Below are 21,584 nucleotides of genomic sequence, written 5' to 3'. Positions count from 1 at the left end.
TGACCACATGCTCATGACCACATTGAGGACAGTGACAGTCTGTAGACATCTTTCCAAAATCTCATTACTCAATATTCTCTATCATGCCATATCATTATTTACTTGAAACTCTCCGAAATTTTTGGTCAATATGCCACTGTATCCAGATAGTGACAACATTTATAGTTCTGGTTTGGGTTCCCTGCAGTGGTCCTTCAACTCGATAGAATTTGCCATATTCGTTGTTACCGTCAAAGATGGCAGACTCAGTGGAAATAAGTATTCGTATCGCCCGTTCCAAATTTTCGGGAGCATCTAAGGTGAAACCAGCTTGAGCGAGAAATTTTGATTTGTCATCTTGGGGTTTAAAGATCAGTAGATAACAAGTTAGTTTTTCTACTGGAATGATAGCATCACTAGGAATTTTCATTCTCGGGCGCAGTCTCTTTAGTATTACTTACTAGATTATCCATTCCTATTAATAGGAATTTATTAAGAAGACAGTTAAGCAGTTTGTTCAGTGCTATAAAAATCCTGTTTTTCAATGGCTGGTCTGATGTCATTAAGGTCAATATAACGATCGGTGGCATTACGCAATTCCCTGGCAATCATTCCTTCGGTGGAAACTACAGTGATGTGGGTACTTTTCGATCTTAATAGCTCGATCGCCCGTTCAAAATCGCCATCGCCACTGAATAAAACAACCCGATCATATTGATCAACGGTGTTAAACATATCTACAACAATTTCAATGTCTAAATTAGCTTTTTGGGAGTATTTACCAGAAATGTCGTCGTAATATTCCTTCAGAATTTTAGTTCTGACGGTGTACCCTAAACTAATTAAGGCATCCCGAAAACCCCTTTGGTCTTGGGTATCTTTCAGACCAGTGTACCAAAAGGCGTTGACGAGTTTTACGGATGGATCTTCAGTGAAAAAAGATAATACCCTTCTCGGGTCAAAAAACCAGCCATTTTTCTGCTGTGCATAAAACATATTATTCCCATCCACAAAGATAGACAAACGATCCCTGCGGAAAGGAATACCACTATGAATTGACATATAAAGTTAAATCGTAAAAATAAAAATAACTAGCGATAATGCTAAGAAATAGAATAGAAGTTAGAAATAAAAATAATAGCTGAGGTTAGTTTAGCGCAATTGTTAACCCCTAGGGAATTGGAGCAACCATCAATGCCCCCCCAGAATACTTGATTCGGCGGAAAAATGGCTAAATCAGCTCATCTCGGCTCAATGGAGGCGATCGCCGTGGGATAGCGACATTGCTGGAGCCTCTAGGGGGGGGGGATGGTTCCCATCGGCACATTGCCTTTGCCTTACCCATAACCCGACCTTTGGGAAGCTAAGGACTTGCAGGAGGGCTTTTCAAAATCCTTTCAAGAAATGCCCTTTCTCCCTAGGCACAACCGTAACCGTCTGGGTCCTGGAAATCCCAGGCTTCGCAATTCATCAGATCGATGATGTGGTCCCGCAAAAGGTAATCGTGCATTTCCAACTCCCTTTCCACTGCTAACCATTGCCGGGCAGGGATGAATTGACAAAGGGTATAGATGGGCTGTTGGCGATCGAGACGGTTTTGGCGCACCAGTTCACTGGCGGTGGAACGAATGACTTCGAGGGAAAAAACTGTTTCTTGATGGAGCGGCGAGGAAATAACCATGGTGGGTCAACCGGAAATGGACAGTGTATAAAAAGCCAATATCTACGGAACTGGGGATTACAGAAGGGCAGGCTGGGGGCTGGACAAAGCCCCAAATGGTAGTAATTTTGACAGCAGACGCAAAAACCTTTAATAATTTAGGGGCAAAATCTGGTCAAGGGAAGGGGAAAAAACCGTATAACCGTAACAAAAAATACAATCTTCCCTATTTTACGAAGGGCGGACAGGCAATGTCACGCTTTTGACCTTAATCTTTTGTTTATCTTTAGCTTTGGTTTTTGCTGGGGTTGGCCCCCTCTTTTTCGTGGCACTGATAAGGGACTAAGCTAGGCCCAGTCGGTCTTTTTTGCTTATGGTGGTCACAGTCGCCCCGGGCGTTTCGCTCCCGAAGGTTGGGTCAACGCCAGCATTAAAGTCACGGCTTTTTGATACGCTGGAGAAATCCATCACCCTTAGCCCGGCTAATCCATCCCTAGTTATGAGTAAAAGTGAGCGTCGTGTTTTTCTGCTGGATTTTGAGAAGCCCCTCTATGAGTTAGAGGAAAAAATTAATCAAATCCGGGAACTAGCCCAAGAAAAAAATGTGGACGTGTCCGAACAGCTCAGCCAACTAGAAAATCGGGCTGAACAATTGCGCCAGGAAATTTTTAGCAATCTCAATCCTTCTCAGCGGTTGCAGTTAGCCCGCCATCCCCGTCGTCCTAGCACGTTGGACTATATTCAAGCCATTGCAGATGACTGGTTTGAAATGCACGGCGATCGTGGGGGGTACGATGATCCGGCTTTGGTGGGGGGAGTGGCTCGGTTGGGAACTCGGCCTGTGGTGATTATGGGCCATCAAAAGGGAAGGGATACCAAAGATAATGTGGCCCGTAATTTTGGCATGGCGGCCCCCAATGGTTACCGTAAGGCCCTGCGGTTGATGGAACATGCTGATCGCTTTGGCATGCCTATCATCACTTTTATTGATACCCCCGGTGCTTGGGCCGGCATTGATGCAGAAAAGTTGGGTCAAGGAGAGGCGATCGCCGTTAATTTGCGGGAAATGTTTCGGTTAGATGTGCCCATTCTTTGTACCGTCATTGGGGAAGGGGGTTCCGGCGGTGCGTTGGGGATTGGCGTTGGCGATCGGGTATTGATGCTGGAAAATGCGGTCTACACGGTGGCTACTCCAGAGGCCTGTGCGGCCATTCTCTGGAAGGATGCGAAAAAATCGGACAAAGCGGCGATCGCCCTAAAAATTACCGCTGACGATTTAGCCAAGTTACAAATTATTGATGGCATCATTCCCGAACCAAAGGGAGCCGCCCACGCTGATCCATTGGGAGCCGCCGCTAAGTTAAAGGAAGCTTTATTGTTCCACCTCAACACCTTGGCCCAATTGACTGCCCAAGAAAGGAAACAACTACGATATGACAAATTCCGGCACCTAGGTCAATTTTTGGAAACAGCAGTATAGAGCGAATTAGATGATGAAGGGGGCGGGGGAGACGGAGAAACCAGAGCATTCTGCTGCTCAAAGGGACAAAATCAAAAGTCCTTTGCGTTATCCAGGGGGCAAATCCAAAGCCCTGAAGCAAATTTTGCCCCATATTCCCGCTCAAATTAAGGAGTATCGGGAGCCATTTATTGGTGGGGGATCAGTATTTTTAGCTATCAAACAAATTTTTGGCGATAACATTAATAAATATTGGATTAATGACTTAAATTTTGATTTATATTGCTTTTGGAAATATGCCCAAGGGGAAATTGAACGGCTAACGGACGCAGTTACAGAAGTAAAAAATCAACAAACCGATGGCAGAAAACTTTTTGCTAAATTAACTGAAGATGGGCTGGAATTGGATGAATTTACCCGGGCAGTGCGTTTTTTTGTGCTGAATCGCATCACCTTCTCCGGCACAGTTGAATCCGGGGGCTATTCCCAGCAGGCGTTTGAGAAACGTTTCACCAATTCTTCCATTGTCAGGTTGAATGATTTAGGCAAAATGCTTACCAATGTCGCCATTACCAATCTGGATTATCAGCAATTAATTGATTCACCGGGGGAAGGGGTATTTATTTTTCTCGATCCGCCCTACCTGAGCGCCACTAAGTCCAAACTCTATGGCAAAAAGGGAGATTTACACACTTCCTTTGATCATCAGAGATTTGCTGAAATTATGAAAGCCTGTCCCCATAAATGGTTAATTACCTACGATGATTCTGAAGAAATTAGAAAATTATTTAGTTTTGCTCAAATTATTGAATGGGATTTACAATATGGGATGAACAATTACAAGCAAGAAAAAGCTTCTAAAGGGAAAGAGTTAATGATCAAAAATTATTAGGCTCTGTCGTCAAAATTTCAGTCGCCCCCCTAAATCGACTCAATCAAACGACCGCAATAGTGGGGGGCTTGTATCTAGTTTCCCCTCAACTTGGACAGTCAGCAATGACTTGCAAACCTATGCTTGGGCTATTAAGCAGCAAAACATTATGGATCATCCTGAAAATTACGACGTTTGGTCAGAAAAGCCCCGCTGGTGTCAGCCTTGGACAATTTTACTCACTGGGTCAGTGATTATTGCCGCTAGTTGGTTACTGTTCCATCGATGGTGGTTATCCTTACCCGTGGCCGCCGTCATTGCCCTCTGGTGGTGGTACTTTCTCCTGGCCTATCCCCGTTTGGTACGCCAGGCGATCGCCATGGAGCAAGGTTATCCATCCACCTCCCAAGCAAATTCTGATTAGGCTTTATCCGCCCTATCGGGTGAGCATCAACCAAGCCACAAAAAGAGCCGCCACCACCAACTGCACTGCCATCACCGGCAAACCATAGTGTAAAAAACGGTGAAAGGAAATCGGTCGCCCATGTTGTTCGGAAATGCCTGCCGCCACAATATTGGAGGAAGCCCCCACTAAAGTGCCATTGCCCCCCAGGGTAGCGCCAAACATCATGGCGTAAAACAAAGGCAATACTTCCACCGGCAATTGTCCAGCAAAATCAGGGGTCAATATTTCCGGGCCAGCAAAACCAATATTAACCACATATTGTTTGAGCAGGGGAACCATGGCCACCACCAGGGGAATATTGGGCACCACACTGGATAACAATCCCACCGTAAACACTAAAACGATCGCCCCAAAAGCAATATTTTGCCCCACCACCACCGCCAAAAGTTGGGCAAGGGAAGCAGTTACTCCAGTTTTTTCCAAAGAGCCAATAATGACAAAAATGGACATGAAAAAGATGAGGGTGCTCCAATCCACGTCCCGTAAAATATTATGTACAGTGTCAATTTTGCTTTGGTGGGCAAGAAGTAAGGCCAGACAGGCCCCCATTAGGGCTACCGAAGCGGGGGGAATGGGAACAGGTAAATTTTCACCAATAACGAAAAAAATCAGCACTAAGGCAATAATAATTCCCCCGGCCATCAAGATTTTGGGGTGATTAATTTGGGGATGGGGAAGATCTTCTAAATGGGTAAACCGACTGCGCCAAATTTTACGAAATAGTATCGGGGCGATCGCCAAAATACTAATAATGGCCAGAACCCCCATAAAACTCAGTTTGAATAGGTACTCATTAAAACTGATATTAATGGCGTCTCCAACGATAAAAGTAGCGGGATCTCCCACCAGCGTTAACAGCCCAGCACTGTTGGCCACAAACACCATTAAGATCAATAGGGGGACAAAATCCACACCAATTTCCTGGGCCAAGGGAGGAATCAGAGGGGCAAAAAGCATCACTGTGGTGGCATTGGGTAACACAGCACAGATGGGAGTTGTGATGGCAATTACCCCCAGCACGAGGAGTTTGCCACTACCTTTGGCTAGCAATACCATTTGAGTGGCTAAATACTGAAAAATGTTGGTGGGCTCGAAGGATCTTACCAACACCATCACCCCAAAAAATAGTGCTAGGGTGGCATAACTTTGACTGATGTAATCAATGCCCTCCTTGAGGGTAATCACATGGGTGAAAACTAGAATTAACGCCCCCAAAAAGGCGGCAATGGTTAGGTGCATTTTCTCCGACATAATCAGGAGAATAACCCCGATAAAAACCCCAAGGGAAAGCAAAGCAGGTATATTGGCCGCCATAAAACCTCCGGACGATTAGAGTAAGCCGTAATTAGTCGAAAACAACCAAAGCAGACAGAAAATGAGCCAAAAAGCACATCATCATCACCTCTTTGAATGAGGGTATCAAAGGAATGGCCACGCCATGGCAGGATGGATCAAAACCAGAACAAGGCCAGGGACATAAATTCTCCCAACCTTGAATGGAATAGACGAACAAAAACTAATGACAAAACTCTTGCATCATCAATCTCAACTTTATTTAGAACAGGATGAAATAACAGTCGCGTCCCTGGCTGAGTTCCTCAATAAAGTCAAAACATCGGTGAACAATGATGATTTATTAGTCCTCCCTCAATGCCTACGGGGTTAGCTGACGGGCTAGAAATGAGAGTTTTTCCTTCCTAATATTTTTAGGAATAAGCCCCTAGGTTGGTTCCCCCGCTTTCCGTTCCCCCCACGCCACAGCTAAGAAAATTTAGGGCGTATTCAGGGAATAAAAATTAGGCTGACTTGATACTGTTATCTATTGACGTTTGATTCTAGCACAAGCGCCAATCATCTCCCCTATAGTGCCCGTAGCTATGGTTAAACCAGTTAATTTGCCTGATTGTTACCCCTGGGGCTGTTGCCCACCAAACCATACCCTCCCCCGTCGCCATTTTCTGCGGGGTCTGGTGGCTGCTGGTTTGTTGGTTGGCTTACCCTCCATGGATAGCCCGGCTGACCTAGGGAATTCATCCCAAGCCAAGGCATTGGTGCTTAGTTGCATTGATTTCCGTTTTCTTGAATATCAGCATTCCTTTCTGGGGCAACAGGGTTTGGCCCAAGCCTATGACTGGGTAGCTTTAGCCGGAGCTTCCCTGGCCCTGACTGGTTTTCCCCATCCTGCTGAAGTGGAAACTTTCTGGGATCAACTAGCCCTTTCCAAACAGTTGCATAACATCGGTAGGGTGATTATTTTTGATCACCAAGATTGTGGCGCCTACGCTCAGGCTAACCCTTTACCCTTTGGCGATCGCCAGGGGGAGGAAAATTTCCATGCCAGTTATCTAAAGCAAGCTGGGGCAAAAATTCGGGAGCGCTATCCTGATTTGATAGTGGAATTATACTTTATTGAGCTTACGGGACAAGTTAATGCCGTGGCCTCTTTGGGTTAGGCTGGGTCAGAGAAAAAACATTCCCACAGTCCGCCAGCGGCGTAACCATGGGAAAAATTAATCTTGAATAGCAAAACTGAGGAAGTTTAGACAATCACAAGCAACAATCTAATCCGAAGAACCCGTTTGCAAAATTTTAGTTTGCCCCTAAAAATTTCAGGTTATAACGGGGGGCTTTTAAAACACTCCCTAAGAATGTTTGGGGCCTAGGCCAATTTTAGGAGCATAAACGGCCCGATCGCCAAGCTCATCTTCAATGCGGAGTAAACGGTTATATTTAGCAACCCGCTCAGAACGACAAAGGGAACCAGTTTTAATTTGCCCCACCCTGGTGGCCACAGCTAAGTCGGCGATCGTCGTGTCTTCCGTCTCCCCAGAACGGTGGGAAATAACCGAACGGTAACTATGGCGGGTGGCGAGGGAAATGGTTTCTAGGGTTTCACTCAACGTACCAATCTGATTGAGTTTGATCAAAATGGCGTTGGCAACTCCCAAATCAATGGATTTTTGCAGACGTACAGGATTCGTTACCATCAAGTCATCCCCCACCAATTGGGTTTTGGTGCCCAGGGAAGCGGTTAAACTTTTCCAACTTTCCCAATCGTCTTCGTGTAAACCATCTTCGATGGAGACAATGGGATATTGGCTCACTAGCTTAGCTTGGTAGTCGATGAATTCCTGGGGAGAATGGGAACCACCGTCGTATTCATACTGGCCATTTTTGAAAAATTCACTGGCGGCAATGTCCATGGCCAAGGCAATTTGACTGCCGGGTTTGTAACCAGCTTGTTCGATCGCCTCAATGAGAATATCCAACGCTTCCTGGTTAGATTTGAGGTTAGGAGCATAGCCCCCTTCATCCCCTACTCCGCCAGAGAGTAGTTTCCGTTCCTTCAACACTTTGCCCAACACGGCGAACACTTCTGCTCCCCAACGTAGAGCTTCTTTGAAGGTTTCTGCCCCCACTGGCATGATCATAAATTCTTGAAAATCAACGTTATTGTCGGCATGGGCCCCACCGTTAATCACGTTCATCATCGGCACCGGCAGCACGTTAGCCAAGGGGCCTCCTAAGTAGCGGTAGAGGGGAATGGCTAGTTCAGCGGCGGCGGCCTTAGCAGTGGCTAAGGAAACCCCCAAAATGGCATTGGCCCCCAATTCTTTTTTATTGTCCGTTCCATCCCGGTCAATCATGGCCTGATCCACCGCCATTTGATCGAAGGCATCCAGACCTTCCACCACCGGGGCAATTTTTTCCGTCACGTTCCGTACTGCTTTTTCCACCCCTTTCCCGTCATAGCGCTTGGGGTCTCCGTCCCGCAATTCATGAGCTTCAAAACTGCCTGTGGAAGCACCACTGGGCACCTGGGCAATGCCGTGGGCCCCACTTTCCAGCCGGACTTCCGCTTCGATGGTGGGGCGACCCCTGGAGTCTAAAATTTCCCGGGCGGCGATTTCTTCAATGGTGGCGGGGACTTTACTTAACATCGGTGTGTAATGCTCCAAACACAGTTGACAGCCATAATTATAGGGGTATCCCCTTCCCCTCTCCGGTATTTCTGCCCTGGATACTAAGGGAAAGTTGTGGCCCTGTGACCTACGCTGGCAAAAGTTATAGGCCCAACTCACTCATTTGATCCAGAGCTTCGAGGTAACCAAGGCGATCGCCACGGTTGAGGTAAGCCTGGGCAGAAAACAGCAGATCTTGACGGGAATTGTCTAGTTGTCCGGCTTGGAAGTGGGCCAAACCCCGGTTATAAATGGCGTTGATGTAGTCCGGCCTGAGCACCAGCACCCGGTTGTAGTCGGCGATCGCCTGGGCGTATTGTCCCAGTTGGAAATAACTATTGGCTCGGTTGTAGTAGGCCTTATAGCGGTTCGGATCGTAGGTGATGGCCTGGGTAAAATCCTGGATAGCTGTGTGGTGGTCCTGCTGTTGGCTATAGAGGTTACCCCGGTTGATGTAGGGGGGAATGTAATAACGGTCTAGGGCAATACTGCGGCCATAGTCGCCGATCGCCTGGTCCACATTGCCGAGCCTCTCCCAAGCCAGACCACGGTTATAGTGAGTTTCCGGCGAGTCTGGACTCAGCTTGAGTACGGCCGAAAATAACTGCACTGCTTCAGCGTAATTGCCCGCTTCCCCAGCCTTGACCCCCCTGGCAAAAATGGCCTCCGGTGTCATAGCCGATTCCAGCACCACTACTTCCTGGGTTGCTCCGGTCTGACCTAGGGCCATATTCATCCCCACGGCGATCGCCAGAGCCAAAGGAATATTGACCAATGCGCCAGCCAAGGACGACAGAAAACTTCTTCCGCTTAAACCAGGGCAAAAGTAATTGCTTAAATCAGCTTTCATTGGGGACTAGCGAGATTATGCTAGAAGGTATTACAACATACACAGCCGGTAAATGAATAAAGGGAAAATGAACCGGAAACTGTGCCGAAGATATCAAAGATAGCAAAAGTGATCAAGCAAAGCTATGGAATTTACTTTTTTACTGCCACTAACTATTGGCTTAATGGTTGGATATAAAGCCTGGGGCTCCCGCCATGATATTGCCCATCTAGCAGTGATTTTTGCCGTTGCCAACCTACTGGCAAGTTTACTCTTAGCGCCCTGGGAAGTCAAAGTTGTTTTGCTAATACTAACGGCTATAGTCGTTGGCCCTTTATGGCAAAGCTTTGAGAACAAAAATACTCTTGCAAATACTCAAACTATTGACAGTAAAGAGACAGAGCTTCATTATCGTGGCATTAGCTACGAATCTTCAAAATCAGCAGCTCCCATCGAAAAAACTGAGAAAATCAGTAAATGTTACCGGGGCATCGACTATGAATCTTCTGAAACATGTACTCCCCAAAATAATGAGGTAAAGGGAAAAGTAATTAAATATCGCGGCGTTGATATAGGAACTAAAAAACAAGACTAATCACCTTTTTGAGCAATAGCTACAATCGTTGAAAAAAGAAACCCATTGCCCCTGGCGATCGCCGTTCGACCTACCGAGACAATGGGGTTATTTGTTTGTAAAACAGTTCAGCCTAAAGGCGATCGGAATCTAAACCTGAGCAGGCACATCTTTGGCAATTAACTTATCCCAGCCCAATTCCCCTAGTTGGGAGTTACGCCGCAGGGGACGGGTAGCTAATTCCAAAATATCCCGAGCATTGGTAAAGCCATGGATTTGGGCAAAGGTAAATTCCACCGACCATTTAGTATTGATTCCCTGGGCTTCCAAAGGATTAGCATGGGCCATGCCGGTGATCACTAAATCTGGTTGCAGGGCTTTAATCCGTTGAATTTGATTGTAGTTATCCGGTTTTTCCACAATATTTGGCAAGGGAACCCCCATGTCAGCACAGGTTTTTTCCAGTAGAGCTAATTCCGCCGCTTGATAACGTTTATCCATATAGGGAATGCCAATTTCAGGGCAGGTCATGCCACAACGAATCAGGAAACGGGCCAGGGAAACTTCCAGCAGATTGTCCCCCATAAAGAATACTGATTTTCCCCGAATTAACTTAATGTAATCCTCCAAACTTTCCCAAATTTGAGCTTCCCGTTCCTCCAGTCCTTGGGGTTCAATGCCCAACACAGAGCAAATTTTTTCAATCCAGGCCCTGGTACCATCGGGACCAATGGGAAATGGAGCGCCAATTAATTTACATTTACGCCGACGCATCAATGTGGTGGCGGTACGACTGAGGAAAGGATTAACCCCGGCCACATAGTAACCTTCGTCAATTACAGGTAATTCCGTATAACGTTTGGCGGGTAACCAACCAGATACTTTAACTCCCTGTTTTTTTAACTCTAACGTTAAATTAGTCACCACCGGATCGGGCAGGGAACCAAACAAAACTAACGGCTGATGATCCACATATTCCGACTCAACTTTTTCCGCATCAGCTTTGCGACCAAAGGTTAACAACTTTTGAATAGCATTACGTTCTTCCTTGTCTTCCCCTTGCACTTGAGCAGAGGTGGGACATTTGTGGGCCATGGAAGCCAGCACTGTATCTTCCCCTTGGGTAAAAGCATAATCCAAGCCATTGGCCCGGGCCGTAACGATGGGGATGCCAATTTCTGCTTCCAGTTGGGGAGCCAAACCTTCGAGATCCATTTTGATAATTTCGGTGGTGCAGGTGCCAATCCAGACAATCACACTGGGGTTACGATCCCGCTTAATTTGCAAACAAAGTCTTTTAAGTTCTTCATAATCTTTTAACTGGGCAGAAATATCCCCTTCTTCCAACTCTGCCATGGCATAGCGGGGTTCGGCAAAAATCATTACCCCCATGGCATTTTGTAGAAAATATCCACAGGTTTTAGTACCGATGACAAGGAAAAAGCTATCTTCAATTTTTTGATAGAGCCAAGATACACAACTGATGGGACAAAAGGTGTGGTAATTGCCGGTTTCACAATCAAAATTTAAAGCGGAAGGGGCTTGTTGGGCAACGGTCATAATTAGGTTCTCCTAAGATAGTTTGATTAATAAAATTAGTTGATGGCTAAAATTTCTTGTTTCAATTTTTGAATTTCCTCGGTTGTGCCATGACGTAAAGGAATTAAGATTGATTGATCTAATTCATCTGAGTTTGCAATCGCCAACTCTTCCGATTGAGTAACTTCTTGGACCCAATTAAAAAAGTAATGATTTTGTTTGACATCAATGACGAGCATCAAGACGGGAATGTTAGCATTCTTGAGCCTGTTCAATTCTGATACTTTGACTGGATAGACTCCCTTAATTTCCTCCTCCGTTGGCTTAACCGTCATGGCGATCGTTACGGGACTACCATCGGATTTTAAATAAAGAATCATATAATCGAAGAAGTGCTCAGGGTGATCGCCTGTGTAGACTAAATCATTAGGATCAAGCTCAAATAAAAACTGCTTAGCTAGCAATTCACCTCTTTTAGTAACATACCAGGGAACTTCGGTAGTAGTAGTCATAAAAAATAAGAATTAGAAGGTTTATAAGGTGTATTTCTCCAAAAATCACAAACTTCTTGGTGAAGAATCCTTAAATTAGTTGGAGTTAATTCATATTTTAGCGGAATTCTATAGATACCCTGGGAAAGTTTGGTATGAACGGAAAGAATGAAAGCCCTTTGAGTTGGTTCATGAACACCGACAATATAGGTCGGGGCCGACATTTTAAAGAGCTCTTCACATTGTTCTTTGCTGGTACTAATACTTAGTGTTTCGGTTTCATTATTGATGTTATTGCTAGTGGACTTGATTTGAACAAAAAAGAAGGGTGTTATATCCTCAACTTGAGATAGTTGTACGTAATAATCAATAGTCGGCCATTTTTCTCCCAAAAATACTGTTTTGAAAAGAGGATAGCCGAAGGTTTGATAGTGGGTTACAGCTAGCTCAAAAATAATTTCCCCACGGTCTCCAATGATGTTGGCAATATGATCGGACATATCAGTCGATAATCAAGAACTAAGCTTGAAGCTTTTTCGACAACTAAGGAGCCTAAACCATCATCAAGTCCAATTCTTTGGTTTGGTTAGCGGGCTGGGCAGGATTGAGATAGAAATCAGATAGAAGACTGAATAAATCCCGATCCTGGGCATCCTTGGGCACCACCCCTTCCGGTTGGGACAAAATTTGATCGGCAATGTTCAGATAATAATCACAAACATATTCTAGGGAAGGGTCAGATTCCGCCATTTCAAACAGGGTTTTGCCTTTCACCCGAGAAACTCGAATATCTTCAATCAAGGGCAAAATTTCCAACACCGGCATAGGCACGGCTTCAATGTATTTATCAATCAAGTCCCGTTTGGAGGTGCGATTACCAATTAAACCGGCCAGACGGAGGCTATGGGTACGAGCTTTTTCTCGCACAGAAGCAGCGATGCGGTTAGCAGCAAAGAGGGCATCAAAACCGTTATCGGTGACGATTAAACAATAATCAGCATAGTTCAACGGGGCGGCGAAACCACCGCAAACTACGTCCCCCAGCACATCAAACAAAATAACGTCGTATTCATCAAAGGCATTGAGTTCTTTGAGTAGTTTTACCGTTTCTCCCACCACGTAACCGCCACAACCAGCTCCAGCGGGGGGGCCACCGGCTTCGACGCAATCCACCCCGGCATAACCCTTATAAATCACATCCTCGGGCCAGATGTCTTCGTAGTGGAAATCTTTTTCTTGCAGGGTATCGATGATGGTGGGAATGAGAAAACCGGTCAGGGTAAAGGTGCTGTCATGTTTAGGATCACAGCCAATTTGGAGAACTTTTTTGCCTCGTTTTGCCAATGCCGTGGAGATGTTGCAACTGGTGGTGGATTTACCAATGCCGCCTTTGCCATATACCGCAAGTGTCAGTGTCAAGGGAGTTGCTCCTAAAGAAGTGCTCTGGGGGAATGCTCAGGGTTATTTGTTCACCGCTGGGCTGATCGCATTATTAGCGAGGTTTGGGGTCTTGGGGAAATAGCCTGGGGTATTAATGTGGCTTAAATAGTATTTTGAAGTCTTAAATTCCTTTTCATTGCCTTTAAAACTTATTCAAACTATTAAAACCCTTATAAAAAGATTTTGTGTTTTTAATTTTATTAAAGCGAGACAAAAATAAAATAATTTGCCTGGGTATAGTTACCCATGGCGATCGCCAAAGATGGGGCCAAGATAAAAATGAGGTTTGTACTAAAAAGAATTAGATTTTAAAAGCTTGTTAGCAAAGCTATACAGCAATTAACAGACGAAAATAGAGAGCCAGTGAACTAAGTAAATCCTGTCCGATCCCCGTGGTCAGCACCGGAGTTTCAATCGAAGAAACAGTCCATTGACCAGAAAAGACCAATGAAAGATAAATAAATGTGAATTTTTGTCCGACAGCCGGAAACTAGCCCAATTGCGTAACCAAACTTAACGAAATCGGCCAGAGGCACCCAGGGATGGAGACCGACGACGACGGGGAGATGAAGAGCCGAACTGATTGCTAATGTCGCGAAAAATATCCCGACGAACCACTGGATAGTCCCCTACCCAAAGGTCTAATTGGGGTAGATAGAGGTCACTTAATTTGCCAACCCGCTCCAACTCAGCATTTTTAGAGAACAACAACATTTCCGCCACCATGCCCGGCCGAATTGCTTTGTATGTTTTCTGTACGGGAGCCTGCACCACCGCCGAAAATCCCTGGCGATCGCCGACCTCCAGGTTAATGCGCCGCTCAATATTTTCCACCAGCACCAACTGCCCAAACTGATCCGCCTGCTGGGTTTGACTAATTAATTCTTCGGTGATGAAAATGTCCAGTACTTCCCCCCGCCAAAAACCCACATAGGGAAAACGACGGTATTGATTATTCCTCACACTGGCCACATAAACTGGACACCAAAGCCAATACATGCCGCCGATAATGAAACAGACCAATTCCACTCCCTGGGCTCCGTGGCCAAAAATTAAGCCCACAATCCAAATAGAAACCACAATTAAGAGGGAGATCAGTAATCTGGCTAAAAGGTTATAGACCTTACCCCAGGCATAGGAATACTGGGCACCAGTAGCAATAACAGGTACCACTTGGTCAAAGGTTTCTTTAGTAAGGGGAATGAGCATGGTAGGGGAAGCAATGGGCTATGGGGTGTATTATATCGAGCTTGGCTAAATGATTCCCCCCGATCCCCGCCATCTGAGGCAAAGTTTTCCCGGGCCATATTTTGATAAGATTGGCTACAAGTTAGCCACTAACTTTGTACTATCCCGCATCAGGTGCGTAACTCCTATGGCTCTTGGCTATGTTGCCCTTGTCCTCCACGCCCATCTTCCCTTCGTTCGGCACCCAGAAAGCGATTATGTTTTGGAGGAGGAATGGTTATACGAAGCCATCACAGAGACCTATATTCCCCTTATCCATGTATTTGAAGGTTTGAAGCGGGATGGGGTAGATTTTAAAATTACCATGAGCATGACGCCGCCGTTGGTTTCTATGCTCCGGGATCCCCTGTTGCAAAGGCGTTACGAAGCCCATTTATCTTTGTTGCAGGAATTATTAGAAAAAGAAATTGTTCGTAATGAACATAACGGCCATCTACAGTATTTAGCTAATTTCTACGCCCAGGAATTTGCCACCATTCGGGAAACCTGGGAGCGTTACGACGGGGATTTAGTTACAGCTTTTAAACAGTTTCAAGACGGCAATAATCTGGAAATTATTACCTGTGGTGCCACCCACGGGTATTTTCCTTTGATGAAAATGTATCCCCAAGCGGTGTGGTCCCAAATTAAGGTAGCTTGCGAACATTATGAAGAAAACTTTGGGCGATCGCCAAAGGGCATTTGGCTGCCGGAGTGTGCCTATTACGAAGGGGTGGAAAGAATGCTGGCCGATGCGGGTCTGCGGTACTTTCTGGTAGATGGCCATGGCATTTTATACGCCCGTCCCCGACCCCGGTTTGGCACCTATGCCCCCATCTTTACTGAAACTGGGGTGGCCGCCTTTGGCCGGGACCATGAATCTTCCCAACAGGTGTGGTCTTCCCAGGTGGGTTATCCAGGGGATCCGGTTTATCGGGAATTTTATAAAGATTTGGGCTGGGAAGCGGAATATGAGTACATTAAGCCCTACATCATGCCCAACGGTCAGCGGAAAAATATTGGCATCAAATATCACAAAATCACCAGTCGGGATGGGGGACTGTCGGAAAAGGCTTGGTACGATCCCTACTGGGCCAAGGAAAAGTCCGCTGAACACGCCGCCAACTTTATGTACAACCGCCAGCAACAGGTGGGTCACCTAGCGGGTATTATGGGGCGTCCTCCCCTGGTCGTGTCCCCCTACGATGCGGAACTGTTTGGTCATTGGTGGTACGAAGGCCCGTGGTTTATTGACTATCTATTCCGCAAATCCTGGTTTGATCAAGACACGTTTGAGATGACCCATTTGGCGGACTATCTGCGGGGGAATCCCAACCAACAGGTTTGTCGTCCTTCCCAATCCAGTTGGGGTTATAAAGGTTTCCATGAATATTGGCTTAATGAAACCAATGCTTGGATTTATCCCCATCTACATAAAGCCGCCGAGCGTATGATTGACTTGAGTTATCGAGAGGCGGTGGATGAGCTGGAAGAACGGGCTTTAAACCAAGCGGCGCGGGAATTGTTGCTGGCCCAATCCTCCGACTGGGCGTTTATTATGCGGACGGGAACCATGGTGCCCTATGCGGTACGCCGTACCCGTTCCCATCTGTTGCGCTTTGATAAATTGTTTGATGATATTCGGGCTGGCAAGGTGGATGCGGGTTGGCTAGAAAAGGTAGAAGTTATGGACAATATTTTTCCTAGCATTAACTATCGAGTTTATCGACCGATTTAAACTTAAATTATGTAATGTTTAAGTTTTGTTCTCGAAAATTCTTGCGGGGTTTAGGATTATTCTTACTGACAGTTAGCCTCATGGTTGGCACAGTTTTGCTGTGGGAAAATTCCCTCGCTTCCCCCACTAAAGTTCGGGGAGTTTGGTTGACCAATGTCGATAGCAATGTGCTTTATGATTCCGCTCAACTAAAAACGGCGATCGCCGACTTGAAAAGCACCAATTTCAATACCCTGTACCCAACGGTGTGGAACGATGGCCATACCCTCTATCCCAGTGCCGTGGCCCAACAATGGTTAGGGCAAAACCAAGATCCCAAACTAGGCGATCGGGACATGTTGGCGGAGGTAATTAGCTTAGGCAAAGAAAAATCTTTGCGGGTTATTCCTTGGTTTGAATTTGGCTTTATGGCCCCGGCGGAGAGTGAGTGGATCAAAAACCATCCCCATTGGTTGACCGCCAATGCTCAGGGGGAAACTATTTGGCTCGAAGGGGGCGTTATCCCTCGGGTGTGGTTAAATCCTCTCCATCCCGAAGTACAACAGCTAATTACTGCTTTATTGGTGGATTTAGTCCTTCGGTACGATGTCGATGGCATTCAATTGGACGATCATTTTGGTTATCCCTACAATTTTGGTTATGACCCCATCACTGTTGAGTTATACCGCCAAGAGACAGGCAATGAACCGCCCCCGGCCCCTGAGTTAAACTTGAATCAAAACTGCGTTAGCTCCGACCCCGTTTGGCAACAATGGACCGATTGGCGATCGGCTAAAATTAGTCGCTACGTGCAGATTTTAGTGCCCATTTTAAAAGCAGTAAAACCGGATTTGACCATTTCCATTTCCCCCAATCCCCAAACCTTTTCCAAAAATTGCTTTCTGTTAGATTGGCAAACTTGGCATCAAGCCGGAGTGGTGGATGAGTTGGTTCTACAGATTTACCGAGAAAAACAAGCCTCTTTTACCGGGGAATTACAACAATCTTTAGTACAACAAACTAAAATGGAAATCCCCGTAGTAGTGGGCATCCTAAGCGGCTTAAAAAATCGTCCCATTCCTCCCCAAAGAATTCAACAGCAAGCCCAATGGGTTGATGATCAAGGTTTTGCTGGCACTTCTTTCTTTTTCTATGAAAGTTTATGGAATCTGGAAACGGAAACCAGCCCTAATCCCTTCGGTTTACGGCAACAGTGGCAAAGATTGTATCGACAGCTCAACCGTTAACTTGATCGCTCATTGGGTAACAACTGGGAAGATTTAGAAAAGTGACTAACCCTTTGAGAAAGTGCTTGAAAAGCTCTCCTGACTACCCACGCTTGGGGATAGATTGGATACAAATCCTCCAGCCCCAGGTAATTTAGGGGAAAACTAAAGCTTCGCCAACAAATTCTAAGTAATCGCCGTTTCCATTTCCCGATCAAAGTAGTAAAAGCGGTGAGCATCAACCACAAACTTAACTGAGTCTTTTTGTTTAATATTTACCCTGGGGTCAATGCGGGCCACAAATTCTGTGCCGGCGGCGGTTTGGGCATAAACAATCAATTCATTACCCATCATTTCCACTAGGTTAATGGTAGCGGGTAATTCCAGTGGCTCAATTTCTAGCGGTAAGTACTGGGGATGATAAATATTTTCAGGGCGAATACCGAGGGTAACGGCACGATCGCCGTTTTTAGCTACGGTTTCTGGTGATGGTAGGGCCACACCATCTAAATTAAGTTTTTCTTCCCCTGCTTGACTTGATCTTTCTACCTGAAAGAAGTTCATGGCGGGACTGCCAATGAAACCAGCCACAAATAGGTTAGCGGGCTGATTATATAAATTAGCGGGGCTATCCACCTGTTGTAGAATGCCATCCTTCATCACGGCAATCCGATCGCCCATGGTCATGGCTTCCACCTGGTCGTGGGTAACGTAAATGAAGGTGGTGGTCAGATCGCTATGGAGTTTGCTGATTTCTTTGCGGGCCTGCACCCGGAGCATGGCATCCAAATTGGAAAGGGGCTCGTCCATCAAAAATACGGAGGGTTTACGCACAATGGCCCTACCCACTGCCACCCGTTGCCGTTGCCCCCCAGACAATTCTTTCGGTTTACGGTGTAGTAGTTTTTCAATACCCAATTGTTCAGCGGCACCATACACCCGTTGCTTAATTTCTTCTTTGGACTTGCCCTGTAAATCGAGGCTAAAGGCCATATTGTCATAGACGCTCATGTGGGGATAGAGGGCATAGGACTGGAACACCATGGCAATGTCCCGATCTTTGGGGGATAGTTCATTCACCCGGCGATCGCCAATGCAGATTTGTCCTTGACTAACGGTTTCCAGCCCGGCCAAAAGTCGTAGGGAAGTGGTTTTGCCACAACCGGACGGCCCCACAAACACTAAAAACTCCCCGTCTGCAATCTCCAAATTCAAATTATTAACGGCGACATAATCATCAAACTGTTTAGTTACCTGTTCAAAACTGACACTAGCCATAGGCAAAAATTACGATACAACAAAAAAATCAAACGGTGAAAACTGACTGGTGCTACCCCGTTCATAACTCCCCAGCAATGGGGAACCCGGGGCGACCACAGAGGACGGCTCAACCACTTTAACTACTAGGAAAAATGGGCTCGTCGGCGCTGGGCCGCCTGTTTAAATGCCGCTACATATTGGTCATGGCCACCAGGAAAAGCCACATTGATCTGCAATGGATCTTCCCGATCCCGCATATCCCCAGGGCCGGCCACCACTTGGGTTTGCCCTGCCACGGTTTCTAGTTGTAGGGGTTGACGGTTTTTCACCTCCCCTTGGGAACTGTCCACATACACCACTAAGTTACCCTGATTTCCCAAATCTCCCAAGTCTTGGATCAATTGCAAAAATTGGCGATCGCTTCCGCCGCGTCGAATTTCCCCGGTAGTTTCATCCACCTGGCTAGTGATCGTATCCCCGACCCCAATGATCAGGGGCATCAAGTCCAAATCAAATTTCGTTTTCACCAAATGCAACAAATCCTGGTGGGATGGGGGGGCTTGGCGAGCACTAAAACTTTCCCCCAAAGGATATTGCCCCGTCCGACTGTGGTAGTAACGGTTCAACAAGGCCAAAACCCCCGCTTCTTTCACTCCCCCCCGCAACATAAACTGAAAGTCAGTGGTGCCGGAATCCCCAGCCTTGGCCCAACGAATAATTTCCTTACCCTGTTCATCCCGGCCCAAATTAGGCGCATAGTGGACGAAAAAACTGTTACCCAAACCCTGACCCACTGCTTCTGCCATTAGTTGGTCCAATAATTGGGCCATGGTTTCCTGTAAATCCCGGTAAATTTGCGGAGTGTCCTGTAACAAATTAGCCAAGGTATTTAAATTCGCTGTGGGGGAAGCCACATTATCCAAAACCGAAGCATCGATGCCCATTTGCAACTGCTCCGGGGACAAGGAATGGTGGCGATCGCCAAAAAAAGTCTGTAAGCAATTGGTAATTCTCTGGGGCACTGCCGCTAAAAACTCCAGCTCCGTTTGCCCCACTCCGGGATGACTTACCTTGCCATGACGATCCTGCCACTGCACTCCCCCGGCCGCCAAGCCAGGTAAATATAAACCCTCTTGTTGCACAAAAGGTACATCCCCAAAGGCCCGTTCCACAATGCCCTGTACTCCTCTTTTCCCCACATGCTCCCCATTGGTCAACACATAAAAATGGTCAGCAAAGAGAGTGGTGGCCCGGACATAATCAGCATCAATCCGACGGCTGAGGGGGTCTTGCACTAACTCCATGCAAACCCCATCCAGGTCTTGGACAATGAGTAAATTTTCAGTTTGGACTAAGGTTTGACAAAAAGCTCCATGGTCGAGGGAGAAACGTTGTTGGTGTAATACCATTATTGATTTGATTAATTTTTCGCATCTTGACTGGACTATCAGCGGCGTAGGGGCAAAATAGGACTGTCCGTGCCCCGGCTTAACAACTCGGTAAAATCCGCCACTGGCAGAGGACGACTAAAAAGATAGCCTTGCAACTCGTCACACCTCATGTCCGCAATGGTATCGTATTCTGCCCAGGTTTCCACCCCTTCGGCAATGACCCGCAACTCCAGTTCGTGGGCCAGGTTGATAATCGAGGCGGTGATAGTTTTGTTTTTGGCGTTTTGATCAATGTGACGAATAAAGCTTTGATCTATTTTCAGAACGTCAAAGGGGAACTGCTGCAAATAACTCAGGGAAGAATAACCAGTGCCAAAGTCGTCGATCGCCACGCTGAAGCCCCCAGCCCGGAGCCCATTCAACTGGTCAATGGAATCCTGGACATTTTTCACCAAGAGGGTTTCGGTTAATTCCACTTCCAATTGTTGGGGACTAACATCATATTTTTGGGTGCCGAGCCGCAAAATAGAAATCAGATCTTCTCCATGGAATTGTTGGGCAGAAATATTGATCGCTACTTGCACCGGATCCAGCCCTAGGCAGTGCCATTGCTGGCATTGACGCAAAGCCGTTTCAATCACCCATTCCCCCACCACGCTGATAAAGCCTGTTTTTTCGGCGATCGGGATGAAAATTCCTGGGGAAACAAAGCCTTTATGGGGATGATGCCAACGGATGAGCGCTTCACAGCCGATCAGACAATGGTTATGAATGGCTACTTTCGGTTGGTAAAAAAGACAAACTTGTCCGGTGTTTAAACCCACTTCCAAATCCCGCCAAATTTCTGCCTCATCGGGGGTTAAGGTCGGTGTGCCTGTGCTACTGGAGCGTCGGCGCCTATCGCTGGACGAAAGGGGCAGATTTCTCTGATAAAAGGCTGATAACTTGGCTTGTTTTTGCAAGCGGCTATTAACTGCATTCAGCAAATCTTCTTGTTTAAAAGGCTTGATTAAATAATCATCTGCTCCGGAATTCATCCCCTTGCGAAAATCTTGCATAGTCCCCAGGGCCGTCAGAAAAATGAAGGGAATGGCCGCTGTTTTAGGGTTTTGTTGTAGGGCTGTAATCAAGCCGTGGCCGTCCATTTCCGGCATCATCACATCACAGATGATTAAGTCGGGCATCACCTCCAGAGAGTTGAGCAGCCCCATGGCCATAACCCCATTTTCCGCTTCTAGAATCCTGTAGTTTTCCAAACTCAGAGTTTCCCCAATCAACTCCCGGGTAATACTTTCATCCTCGACAACTAAAATAGTACTCATAGGGATTAATCAATCAAATCTTTGTCGGGGGTGCCAGGGCAGTTTTTCGGGCGGGCTCTGCTTGTCATCCTAGCCTAATTTCCCCGATTTCAAGACCAAATTAACTTGATTTTTCTCCTTTACTGTCCCTAGGTGCAGGTTGTCAGGTCAGGCTAAGATGGTGATAGTTAC

At 46.3% G+C, this 21,584-nt stretch carries 22 protein-coding genes and 1 riboswitch; of the genes, 8 read left to right on the top strand and 14 right to left on the bottom strand.

What is annotated here, in order from left to right; genetic code table 11:
• Positions 1–94 precede the first annotated feature (94 nt).
• The 3 genes from H6G45_RS08095 to H6G45_RS08085 all read right to left on the bottom strand — a co-directional run bounded on the left by H6G45_RS08095 (position 95) and on the right by H6G45_RS08085 (position 1,660).
• Positions 95–409: a DUF6883 domain-containing protein gene (locus H6G45_RS08095; protein WP_190597933.1), complete on the bottom strand. Its 315-nt coding sequence runs from the start codon at positions 407–409 to the stop codon at positions 95–97.
• A 74-nt stretch (positions 410–483) separates the two neighbouring features.
• Positions 484–1,041 (bottom strand): NYN domain-containing protein, encoded by a 558-nt coding sequence (locus H6G45_RS08090; protein WP_010874237.1) that lies wholly within the window; start codon positions 1,039–1,041, stop codon positions 484–486.
• Positions 1,042–1,396: 355 nt separating this feature from the next.
• Positions 1,397–1,660: a DUF4327 family protein gene (locus H6G45_RS08085; RefSeq protein ID WP_190597932.1), complete on the bottom strand. Its 264-nt coding sequence runs from the start codon at positions 1,658–1,660 to the stop codon at positions 1,397–1,399.
• Positions 1,661–1,683: 23 nt separating this feature from the next.
• On the opposite strand from H6G45_RS08085, the gene H6G45_RS08080 reads away from it, so the two are divergent.
• The 4 genes from H6G45_RS08080 to H6G45_RS08065 all read left to right on the top strand — a co-directional run bounded on the left by H6G45_RS08080 (position 1,684) and on the right by H6G45_RS08065 (position 4,393).
• Complete coding sequence (locus H6G45_RS08080; RefSeq protein WP_190597931.1) at positions 1,684–1,905, top strand: hypothetical protein; 222 nt, start codon at positions 1,684–1,686, stop codon at positions 1,903–1,905.
• Positions 1,906–2,138: 233 nt separating this feature from the next.
• Positions 2,139–3,119 (top strand): acetyl-CoA carboxylase carboxyl transferase subunit alpha, encoded by a 981-nt coding sequence (gene accA / locus H6G45_RS08075; RefSeq protein WP_190597930.1) that lies wholly within the window; start codon positions 2,139–2,141, stop codon positions 3,117–3,119.
• 10 nt (positions 3,120–3,129) lie between these two features.
• On the top strand, positions 3,130–3,990 hold the full coding sequence (locus tag H6G45_RS08070) for a DNA adenine methylase (protein ID WP_242018096.1): 861 nt from the start codon (positions 3,130–3,132) through the stop codon (positions 3,988–3,990).
• Positions 3,991–4,138: 148 nt separating this feature from the next.
• Positions 4,139–4,393 carry a DUF6737 family protein gene (locus H6G45_RS08065; protein WP_190597929.1) on the top strand — a complete coding sequence of 85 codons (255 nt, stop codon included), beginning with the start codon at positions 4,139–4,141 and terminating at the stop codon, positions 4,391–4,393.
• Between the two features lie 12 nt (positions 4,394–4,405).
• On the opposite strand, the gene H6G45_RS08060 is transcribed toward H6G45_RS08065, so the two are convergent.
• On the bottom strand, positions 4,406–5,749 hold the full coding sequence (locus H6G45_RS08060) for an ArsB/NhaD family transporter (RefSeq protein ID WP_190597928.1): 1,344 nt from the start codon (positions 5,747–5,749) through the stop codon (positions 4,406–4,408).
• A gap of 323 nt (positions 5,750–6,072) precedes the next feature.
• A riboswitch (cyclic di-AMP (ydaO/yuaA leader) is annotated at positions 6,073–6,224 on the bottom strand.
• An 88-nt stretch (positions 6,225–6,312) separates the two neighbouring features.
• Here H6G45_RS08060 and H6G45_RS08055 point away from each other — a divergent pair.
• Positions 6,313–6,888: a carbonic anhydrase gene (locus tag H6G45_RS08055; protein ID WP_190597927.1), complete on the top strand. Its 576-nt coding sequence runs from the start codon at positions 6,313–6,315 to the stop codon at positions 6,886–6,888.
• A gap of 189 nt (positions 6,889–7,077) precedes the next feature.
• Here the strand turns inward: H6G45_RS08055 and eno are convergent, their stop codons facing one another.
• The gene (gene eno / locus H6G45_RS08050) at positions 7,078–8,376 is read right to left on the bottom strand and encodes a phosphopyruvate hydratase (RefSeq protein ID WP_190597926.1); all 1,299 of its coding nucleotides are present in this window, start codon (positions 8,374–8,376) and stop codon (positions 7,078–7,080) included.
• Between the two features lie 124 nt (positions 8,377–8,500).
• Complete coding sequence (locus H6G45_RS08045; protein ID WP_190597925.1) at positions 8,501–9,247, bottom strand: tetratricopeptide repeat protein; 747 nt, start codon at positions 9,245–9,247, stop codon at positions 8,501–8,503.
• Between the two features lie 124 nt (positions 9,248–9,371).
• Here H6G45_RS08045 and H6G45_RS08040 point away from each other — a divergent pair, with 124 nt between their 5' ends.
• A complete protein-coding gene (locus H6G45_RS08040; protein ID WP_190597924.1) occupies positions 9,372–9,821 on the top strand; it encodes a DUF4278 domain-containing protein in 450 nt (149 codons plus the stop codon).
• 129 nt (positions 9,822–9,950) lie between these two features.
• Here H6G45_RS08040 and bchN read toward each other — a convergent pair whose 3' ends face one another.
• From bchN to H6G45_RS08015, 5 genes are all read right to left on the bottom strand, one after another.
• Positions 9,951–11,360: a ferredoxin:protochlorophyllide reductase (ATP-dependent) subunit N gene (gene bchN, locus H6G45_RS08035; RefSeq protein WP_190597923.1), complete on the bottom strand. Its 1,410-nt coding sequence runs from the start codon at positions 11,358–11,360 to the stop codon at positions 9,951–9,953.
• A 35-nt stretch (positions 11,361–11,395) separates the two neighbouring features.
• Positions 11,396–11,851 (bottom strand): hypothetical protein, encoded by a 456-nt coding sequence (locus tag H6G45_RS08030; protein WP_190597922.1) that lies wholly within the window; start codon positions 11,849–11,851, stop codon positions 11,396–11,398.
• Positions 11,848–12,330 carry a DUF4365 domain-containing protein gene (locus H6G45_RS08025; protein WP_190597921.1) on the bottom strand — a complete coding sequence of 161 codons (483 nt, stop codon included), beginning with the start codon at positions 12,328–12,330 and terminating at the stop codon, positions 11,848–11,850. The genes H6G45_RS08030 and H6G45_RS08025 overlap by 4 nt, the downstream gene beginning before the upstream one ends.
• Before the next feature lie 52 nt (positions 12,331–12,382).
• Complete coding sequence (gene bchL / locus H6G45_RS08020; protein ID WP_190597952.1) at positions 12,383–13,243, bottom strand: ferredoxin:protochlorophyllide reductase (ATP-dependent) iron-sulfur ATP-binding protein; 861 nt, start codon at positions 13,241–13,243, stop codon at positions 12,383–12,385.
• A gap of 540 nt (positions 13,244–13,783) precedes the next feature.
• Complete coding sequence (locus tag H6G45_RS08015; protein WP_190597920.1) at positions 13,784–14,479, bottom strand: phosphate ABC transporter permease; 696 nt, start codon at positions 14,477–14,479, stop codon at positions 13,784–13,786.
• A gap of 166 nt (positions 14,480–14,645) precedes the next feature.
• On the opposite strand from H6G45_RS08015, the gene H6G45_RS08010 reads away from it, so the two are divergent.
• Together H6G45_RS08010 and H6G45_RS08005 are read left to right on the top strand one after the other, a co-directional pair.
• On the top strand, positions 14,646–16,235 hold the full coding sequence (locus H6G45_RS08010) for a glycoside hydrolase family 57 protein (protein ID WP_190597919.1): 1,590 nt from the start codon (positions 14,646–14,648) through the stop codon (positions 16,233–16,235).
• A 14-nt stretch (positions 16,236–16,249) separates the two neighbouring features.
• Positions 16,250–17,461 (top strand): family 10 glycosylhydrolase, encoded by a 1,212-nt coding sequence (locus tag H6G45_RS08005; protein ID WP_190597918.1) that lies wholly within the window; start codon positions 16,250–16,252, stop codon positions 17,459–17,461.
• 165 nt (positions 17,462–17,626) lie between these two features.
• Here the strand turns inward: H6G45_RS08005 and H6G45_RS08000 are convergent, their stop codons facing one another.
• The 3 genes from H6G45_RS08000 to H6G45_RS07990 all read right to left on the bottom strand — a co-directional run bounded on the left by H6G45_RS08000 (position 17,627) and on the right by H6G45_RS07990 (position 21,413).
• The gene (locus H6G45_RS08000) at positions 17,627–18,718 is read right to left on the bottom strand and encodes an ABC transporter ATP-binding protein (protein WP_190597917.1); all 1,092 of its coding nucleotides are present in this window, start codon (positions 18,716–18,718) and stop codon (positions 17,627–17,629) included.
• Between the two features lie 125 nt (positions 18,719–18,843).
• Positions 18,844–20,109, bottom strand: coding sequence for a glucosylglycerol 3-phosphatase (stpA, locus tag H6G45_RS07995; RefSeq protein WP_190597916.1), 1,266 nt, complete (start codon positions 20,107–20,109; stop codon positions 18,844–18,846).
• Positions 20,110–20,147: 38 nt separating this feature from the next.
• Positions 20,148–21,413 (bottom strand): EAL domain-containing protein, encoded by a 1,266-nt coding sequence (locus tag H6G45_RS07990; protein ID WP_190597915.1) that lies wholly within the window; start codon positions 21,411–21,413, stop codon positions 20,148–20,150.
• Positions 21,414–21,584: the final 171 nt, after the last annotated feature.

This window comes from Synechocystis sp. FACHB-383, from assembly GCF_014698605.1.
Classification (GTDB): domain Bacteria; phylum Cyanobacteriota; class Cyanobacteriia; order Cyanobacteriales; family Microcystaceae; genus Synechocystis; species Synechocystis salina.
This window is presented reverse-complemented; position numbering and strand designations above follow the sequence as displayed.